This window comes from Microvirga massiliensis, assembly GCF_001006805.1.
Classification (GTDB): Bacteria; Pseudomonadota; Alphaproteobacteria; order Rhizobiales; family Beijerinckiaceae; genus Microvirga; species Microvirga massiliensis.
In genome coordinates this window covers 420,453-425,718 of sequence record NZ_LN811354.1, presented here as the reverse complement: position 1 = coordinate 425,718, position 5,266 = coordinate 420,453, and the positions used below count along the sequence as shown (strand labels likewise).

Below are 5,266 nucleotides of genomic sequence, written 5' to 3'. Positions count from 1 at the left end.
GATGCGCATTTTGGCTAATTACCCTACTCAGGGCATCTTAGACATCTGTCCATGGCCCAATGATCAACTCAATTGCCCGCTCTACTCAGGGGCTTCGGGTCTTCGAACTATGCAGCGAGTCACAGAGACCAATGCTCCTGGCTTTAGAATTCTAACCCTGGTCGTACGCCGCACTCCGCCTCCCAAGGCTTCCTCACCCGTGGCGGGAAGGCGAGGCTCCAATCCCCACCAGACAAAGTTAGGTTAGGGTTATAGAATGGATCATTCGAACTCACGTCTATCCAGCGCCGCCGCAGATTTGCGCACTCCTCCTCGAACTGGCGCGAGCGCCGCTTGTCAGTAGGGGGACCAAGGCTTGCGCTCTCATGATGGAAGAGCTCAGCATGTGGCGTCCACACCACGGAATAGCCGGCCTGATTGAGGCGTAGGCCCAGATCGACGTCGTTGAAAGCAATTGCGAAATCTCGCTCATTGAACCCGCCAACGGCCAGGAAAACGTCACGGCGAATGACCATGCAAGCCGCGGTGACGGCAGATAAGGACTGTGCGCAGGCTGCGCGACCAAAGTATCCCGGTTCATTGCGCGACAGGCCAAGATGCGGGTGCCCTGCCAACCCCCCAATGCCGACGATGATGCCTGCATGTTGGATGGTGCCGTTCGGGTAGTAGAGCTTGGCGCCAACTGCGCCAACATCAGGCCGGAGCGCCCGGGCCACCATTTCGGACAGCCAACTCGCAGTGATCACCTCGATATCGTTGTTGACAAAGGCAACAAGCGGTGCCGTCGTCTGCGATACTGCCCAGTTATTCAAAGCCGCAAAGCTGTAGGGCTTATCGTATCGCAACACCCGAACGCTGCGCTGCTTCTCAAGTTCGTGCAGAAATTTGCGCGTTTCGTCCTCCACGCTGCCGTTATCGACGATAATAAGTTCAACTGTGGGATAGTCTGTGCGCGTAAGGATGGAGCTTACGGAAACGCGGAGTAGGTCTACCTTATCGCGCGTCGGAATGATTACAGCGACGCGGGGTGACTCCGGCGGTAGCGGCCAATGAATGCGGTAGTAGCCAGGATGATCCTGTCGCTCTACACGCGCTCCTGCGCGACCGGTGCGATCAAGATGGTCCTGAACAGCGCGAACGGCGGCCTCGTAGGGGTAGTCCTTCTCATCGACACTAAGGGCAACAGATCCGGATGTGGCGCGCCAATGATAAAGGACGAATGGTATGTGATGGATGCGGTCCGACGTCGTGCGCTCGGCGATACGCAAGGTGAGATCGTAATCCTGGCTTCCATCAAACCCGCTGCGAAAGCCACCTACCTCCTCGACAAGGCGGCGGCGGTAGACGGCAAGGTGAACCACAGCGTTCTGGGACAGCATCAAGTCATAGTTCCAATCCGACTTGAACCATGGCTCGTGCCGCCTCCCATACTCGTCGATCTTGTCCTCGTCTGTAAAGATCAAATCGAGGTCAGGTTGAGTCGCAAGCGCCTCGACCACCATGTAAAGAGCATGAGGCGCAAGCTCATCATCGTGGTCGAGCAATGCCACGAACTCGCCACTGGCCATGCCGAGGGCGGTGTTGGAAGCAGCAGCGATATGTCCGTTCGTTTCGCGCCGTGTGAAGCGTATTCGCCTATCACGTCGCGCATACTCCTCGCAGATCGCCGGTACATGAGGTGCCGGGGAAGCGTCGTCTGCCAGGCAAAGTTCCCAGTGCGGCCAGAGCTGCGCTAGTACTGATTCGATGCAGCGGCGGAGTAGGCGTTCGGGTGTATTGTAAATCGGCACGACGACGGAAATCGTCGGCTTGGCATGCATGGCGGAAATCCGCGCGGCAATTTTGGTGCAATCTTCTGCCGTAAGCGTGTCATAGCAACGGATCCACTTGGCGTAGTCGCCTCCGGCCGTCGCGGCGGGGGCATGCAACGCGTGCCGCAAGACGCCCCGCAAGCCGGAGCTGCGAGCAATTCGTGCGACATTGGCGACGTAATGCAATACCAGCCTGGGAACTCGACGAGCGCGCGCGAGCGCAGGCGAAATCCGCCTCCACACCGCGCGTGCACTTCCGATGCGCTCGATTCGGAGATTGTCTATGCGGAAGCGTCCACGACCACTGAGGGGATCAAGGCGAAGTGCAAGCACCTTTTCCGGCAATCGCAACAGGATGCCGTCTCGTCCAGCATCATAGACAGAAGCACTGTACGATGCCGCTTCCGAGAAGCCGGAACCGCTATCGACGTAGAGAACTGGACTGAGTTCTGTTCTTTCACCTTCGGCTTCGAAGCGGATCAAGCTCCAGCCGCCCGGATACCGACCGGAGGGCGGAGAGAGCAGGAACTGCGGATCCTCGCCAGTCGCGATCCACAAATCTCCGTCATGCTCGAGATCGTTTAGCGGAGTCAGTTGGAGCTTTTCCACCATGGGAATCAGGCCGTCACTGCGGTGCGGCGCTCAATCACAGAGTCGAGGATCGCACGGATACCATGTCGGAAGGCCTCGGGCGAGCAATCTTCGGCACAGCGCGTGAGCGCCGCCTCACGGACTGCAGTCCAGAGCGCGTCATCGCGGTGGAGACGGATGCAGGCCTCAGCAAATGCCTCGGCGTCGGATGCTGCAAGGAGGTCGCGCGCGGATTGCCAGCCAGTCTGGTCCGCGATCAGCTTCGTCGCGACTACAGGCACACCAAAGGCCGCAGCTTGCTGGACCTTGTGGGGGATACCTGCGGCGAAGCGTGTCGGCGCTACCATAACTCGAGCCCTGTCGAAAACCGGGCGCAAATCGTCGACAGGGCCGATCAGATCGAGGGCTACGCCATCAAGCGAACGGATCGATGGCGCGTCGCAATGGCCGACTACTGTGAGTCGCAGACTCGCTCCAAGTTCACGCCGAATTCGCGGCAGGATCTCGGAAGCGAACCAGCGGAGGCTGTCAGCATTCGGAGATTCGTCACTTTGAAGCACGCCAACGAAAATGAAACCGTTGCGAGCAGCGAAGGACTCTGCGCCCGGCTCCACCCGTATGGCGTGGCCGAGTAGATGGACTGGACCAGCGCCGTTCTGCTCGAACAATGCCTTTTCGTGGGCCGAGACTGCCAGCACGGCATTCGTGCCACGCGTCAGTGCGATCTCCTCGGCTACCATCCGCTGCGACTGCTGCTCGGAGATGTCCTCACCGGCGAGACGGCGTTGCGTGATCTCACGCATGGAAAAGATCGCCTCGGCGTCGTAGATCTGGATGGCCTCACCGACGACCGCTTGGTTCTGGCCAATTGCCTTCCGAAAGGCGCGCATGTTGTGCGGCCGGCAAATCACTATTCCATCGTAGTAGCCGCGTCGCTCCTCAAGAAATCGGCGGAGCGAGTTGCTATCGTGGCCGTGCATCACCTCGATTTCTGCATCGAGGCTGCGGCGCAGTTGCGAGCGCGTCTCCTTGTGAAGGAACATCGGAAAGAGCGTGACTTCCGCTCCTGCGGCCGCGAGTTCGCGCAACATATCGCGCGCTCGCGGATAGCCCGCGCCCAGCTGGGGATGCGGCACACGGTCATCTACGACGAGAATGCGCGGTCCGCGCGGGCGGGATCGACCCGCGAGAAATTGCCCGGGTGCTGGTCGCTGGGCAAGCCATTCTGCGTGACGCTCGCGGAACACTGAGTGGTTGCGCTGCTGTAGCGCGAGTGCATGTGCGGATGTCTTGGAACTGCCGAACTCGTAATGCAGCACCACGACATCCGGGTCGAAGACCACACGCAATCCCGCTTGGTGCAGCCGCACGCAATAGTCCGTCTCCTCATAATACGCGGGCGCGTAGATATCATCGAAGCCGCCCATGCGGCGGAAAACGTCTAGCGGCGTCAGCAGAAAGGCACCGGAGCAGTAATCGACATCTCGTCGGAAGTCGAATTCGGGTTCCGTTGGCATTCGTCCGCGACCATATCCAGTGGCGGTACCATCATTCCACAGTATCGATCCCGCTTCCTGGAGCGTACCGTCCGGCAGGATGATCCTCCCCCCAACCGCACCGATATCCGGGGCAGAATTGAGGCATCGGAGCGCTGCCTCAAGCGTCCCGGGCAGAAGTTGGGCGTCGTTGTTGAGAAGCAGGAGGTTCCGCCCGCGCGCCTCCTGCACTGCGCGATTGACGCCCCGGAGGAAGTGCAGGTTCTCTTCGCTTACGATCACCCGCGCACCGGAGATGCGTGCCAAGAGATCACCTGTCGCGTCGGTCGAGGCATTGTCGATGATAACGACCTCGACACCATTGTGAGCACTGAGGCATTCGGCGATCGAGGAGAGGCATCCAAAAGTCAGTTCAGCCTGGTTGTGCAGCACGAGGACGATGCTGACCTCGGGCTCCGTCGCGGTCGGCAGGACCAGGGTGCCATTGCCGGCCAAGAAGGCGGCGAGGCGGTTCGCGAGCAGCGTGCGCATAGCGCTGCGGTGGTCCATCGTGCCTCTAGGCATGGACACGGGGGGGGAGCTATCTGCAGCTCGTGCCAGGGCATCTTTGCTCAGACCGCGCCTACGCAACACCTCTGTGGCCGCGCGCAGCGGTGCGGTGATGCGCCATGACATGGAATTGCGGAAGAGGGCAGAAACCGATTCGCGCGCTGCAGCTTCCTCGACTCGCACCCGGCGCAGTTCGCGCTGGTACTCGGCCGTAGTTTTGTCGTAATCCGCCCTCAGACGCTGGATTTCGGCTTGGTATGCCTTGTTCGCCGATTCGAACTCCGCGCGGAGTTGACGCAACTCCTGCTCCGCAGAATCGAACATCGTTTCTGTCGGCAAAGGCGAATGTTGCCGCCCGTCGGGCTGCACGTCACACGGCAAGTTCGGGTTGGACTTCATTCCAGGTGCCTTGCCCTCCTCGAGAGCATCTTACGTACCTGTCTCCGCGACCCTGATCAAATATTTCCCGTAGTCGCTCTTTGAGAGTTCCTCTCCGAGCGCCACCAACTCGCTTCGGCTGATCCAGCCGAGCTGGAAGGCGATCTCTTCCGGGCAGGCGATCCGGAAGCCCTGCCGCTTCTCGAGCGCCCGCACGAACTCGGCGGCCTCGACGAGCGACTCGGGCGTGCCGGTGTCGAGCCAGGCAAAGCCGCGCCCCATCTTCTGCACGTGCAGCTCGCCACGCTCCAGATACTGCCGGTTCACGTCGGTGATCTCGAGCTCGCCGCGCGCCGAGGGCTTCAACGACCGGGCGATCGCCACGACCTGCGGGTCATAGAAGTAGAGCCCCGTCACGGCCCAGTGCGACTTCGGCCGCGT

General features: G+C 60.5%; 3 protein-coding genes. All 3 read right to left on the bottom strand.

The window, feature by feature from the left end; genetic code table 11:
• Nucleotides 1–143: 143 nt before the first annotated feature.
• On the bottom strand, nt 144–2,423 hold the full coding sequence (locus BN1233_RS18025; protein ID WP_048707982.1) for a glycosyltransferase family 2 protein: 2,280 nt from the start codon (nt 2,421–2,423) through the stop codon (nt 144–146).
• 5 nt (nt 2,424–2,428) lie between these two features.
• Nucleotides 2,429–4,771 (bottom strand): glycosyltransferase, encoded by a 2,343-nt coding sequence (locus BN1233_RS18020; protein WP_187144315.1) that lies wholly within the window; start codon nt 4,769–4,771, stop codon nt 2,429–2,431.
• 105 nt (nt 4,772–4,876) lie between these two features.
• Nucleotides 4,877–5,266: sugar nucleotidyltransferase (locus BN1233_RS18015; protein WP_048707987.1), on the bottom strand; the 390-nt coding region annotated here is incomplete at its 5' end.